Origin of the sequence: uncultured Aquincola sp. (assembly GCF_964001545.1) — a bacterium.
In the GTDB taxonomy this organism is placed as follows: domain Bacteria; phylum Pseudomonadota; class Gammaproteobacteria; order Burkholderiales; family Burkholderiaceae_C; genus Aquincola.
On the sequence record NZ_CAXFDV010000562.1, the window covers coordinates 1 to 2123 of the forward strand.

Sequence of the window (2123 nt, forward strand, 5' to 3'; positions counted from 1 at the left end):
ATCGACCTGGACATCCGCCCCGGCGAGTTCGTGGCCATCGTGGGCCGCAGCGGCTGCGGCAAGAGCACGCTGCTGCGGCTGCTGGCCCAGCTGGAAGCCCCCAGCAGCGGGCAGATCCACGATGCCGATGGCGCCACGCTGGCGGCGCACCAGGCCGAGATCCGCATCATGTTCCAGGACGCGCGGCTGCTGCCCTGGAAGCGGGTGATCGACAACATCGCGCTCGGCCTGACCGGCCCCGACCGCCGCGAGCGCGCGCTGGAAGCCCTGGCCCAGGTGGGCCTCGCCGACCGGGCGAACGAGTGGCCGGCGGTGCTGTCGGGCGGCCAGCGCCAGCGCGTGGCCCTGGCCCGCGCGCTGGTGCATGCGCCGCGCTTGCTGCTGCTGGACGAGCCGCTGGGCGCGCTGGATGCGCTGACGCGCATCGAGATGCACCGCCTGATCGAAAGCCTGTGGCAGCGCCACGGCTTCACCGCGCTGCTGGTGACGCACGACGTGGCCGAGGCGGTGGCCCTGGCCGACCGGGTGCTGCTGATCGAGGACCAGCGGGTGACGCTGGACCAGCGCATCGCGCTGCCGCGGCCGCGCCGCCATGGCGAGCCGGCTTTTGCGCGCCATGAGTCGGCCATCCTGGAGCGGGTGCTGCAGCAGCCGGCGCAAGAGGCGCCGGTGCCGCCCGAAGCCGCCACGCGCTGGCGCTTCGCGGTGTAGCGGGCAGCCCGCTGTCGGCCATGGCCGACAAGCGGACGGCATGCCGCACTCTTGTGGCGGCTGGCCGGGTGGGGATGATCGGGCGCAAGCTTGAGGACACACCATGCCGCCCGCATCCCAGACCCTGAACGCTTCCACCCGCACCCCCATCGTCGACCCGATGCGCACCGCCGCCGGCCACGGCCCCAGCGCCCAGCAGGCCGCGGCCCAGGTACCGCCGCCGATGGACCCGCCGGTGCCGCTGTCGCGCCGCATCGTCAAGCTGGTGAAGGACGCGGTGAACGCCTGGGTGGATGACAACGCCTCCAGCATGGGCGCGGCGCTGGCCTACTACACGCTGTTCTCGGTGGCGCCGCTGCTGCTGATCGTGCTGGCCATCGTGAGCATGGTGTTCGACGCCGAGGCCGCCCGCGGCCAGGTGTTCGAGCAGCTGCGCGGCATGATGGGCGCCGACGGCGCCGCTGCGGTGGAAGGGCTGGTGCAGAGCATGGGCCAGCCTTCCAAGGGCATCCTGGGCACGATCATCGGCATGGTGGTGCTGGCCATCGGCGCCACCACGGTGTTTGCCGAGCTGCAGAACGACCTGGACCGCATCTGGCGCGCGCCGGCGCGGCCGCAGAGCAGCGGCATCTGGTCGCTGGTGCGGGCGCGGGTGCTTTCATTCGGCATGGTGCTGGCCATCGGCTTCTTGTTGCTGGTGTCGCTGGCCATCAATGCCGCGGTGGCGGCCTGGGGATCGTGGACGGCACCGGCCGGCTATGAGGTGGTGGGCCAGGTGATCAACTTCCTGATCAGCTACGGCGTGGTGACGGTGGCGTTTGCCATGATCTACAAGTTCATGCCGCGGGTGCACATTCAATGGCACGACGTGTGGGTGGGCGCGGCCATCACCTCGCTGCTGTTTTCGGTGGGCAAGCTGCTCATTGGCCTGTACATCGGCAAAAGCGGCGTGGTGTCGGGCTTCGGCGCGGCCAGCTCGATCGTGGTGCTGCTGGTGTGGGTGTACTACTCGGCGCAGATCTTCCTGATGGGCGCCGAGCTGACCTGGGTCTACGCCCACGAATTCGGCTCGCGGCGCGGGCAGGTGCGGCCGACTTCTTCGGTGTCGCAACTGCTGGCCGAGGATGCGCCGGTGGAGCGACAGGTGCATACGACGGCGGGGGCGCAGGGGGCTGCGTCGCGTTTGGCCGGCTGAGGGCTCAAACACCCTTCGTGGTGTTCGGCTGTTTGCTCCGGGCCGTGCGGGCGGGCCCAGGGGCTTAGCCTCCGCGGTCCGCGCTGCGCGCGGACTGCCCTGCGCTACTCGGGTGGGCGGCCCGCGGCCGAACTCGCTACGTTCGCTGCGCTCACTGCGCTCGAACAACGACCGCGAGTCAGTGCACGAAGCGCGCTGCGCGCGCGGCCACCCACCC

At 71.0% G+C, this 2123-nt stretch carries 2 protein-coding genes; both read left to right on the plus strand.

The features are described 5' to 3' along the window. The coding region (locus tag ABNT58_RS19360; protein ID WP_348755058.1) for an ATP-binding cassette domain-containing protein at positions 1–711 on the plus strand (711 nt) is incomplete at its 5' end. 103 nt (positions 712–814) lie between these two features. After that, positions 815–1906, plus strand: coding sequence for a YihY/virulence factor BrkB family protein (locus tag ABNT58_RS19365; RefSeq protein ID WP_348755059.1), 1092 nt, complete (start codon positions 815–817; stop codon positions 1904–1906). Positions 1907–2123: the final 217 nt, after the last annotated feature.

Bases quoted from the DNA above. Each gene is read 5' to 3' on its own strand.
- ABNT58_RS19365 (WP_348755059.1), top strand. From the start codon at position 815: ATGCCGCCCGCATCCCAGACCCTGAACGCTTCCACCCGCACCCCCATC.